The organism is Mesorhizobium sp. M7A.F.Ca.MR.362.00.0.0 (genome assembly GCF_004023175.1).
Classification (GTDB): Bacteria; Pseudomonadota; Alphaproteobacteria; order Rhizobiales; family Rhizobiaceae; genus Mesorhizobium.
Genome location: NZ_RZTF01000966.1, coordinates 1 through 337, shown reverse-complemented (window position 1 = coordinate 337; position 337 = coordinate 1). Strand labels below are relative to the sequence as shown.

Annotated in this window: 1 protein-coding gene; it reads left to right on the top strand. The window is 32.9% G+C overall.

Annotated elements, in window-relative coordinates; all coding sequences use genetic code 11:
- Positions 1-337 (top strand): hypothetical protein (locus EOC06_RS40600; protein ID WP_206631409.1); only part of this gene is annotated, 337 nt, incomplete at both ends.

The following is a 337-nucleotide window of genomic DNA, read 5'->3' as shown; positions in this document are numbered from 1 at the left end:
AAATATGACAATGGAATACTTCGATTCTAGTGAATTTGAAAACACAATTAAACAATCTGGTTATTTAACTCTTTCAAAACTTACCTTAATTGATAAACCAGATGTTTCAAATGAAGCGCAATTTGTGAACAAGCTTAAAGCCTCTATACAAAATGGTGTTTTATCAGATGGTTATAACTTTGAGACTGCACAAACGGCTGCTGTTACTACAATAGCTAATGGTGGACAAGTTGACTACATCACGAACATGGCATTTGAAAGTAAAGTTAAAGAAGTTATTGATAGTATGGCACCATACTTGGATGAATATCCAGTAGCTGGTTACAAAGCTAATAAT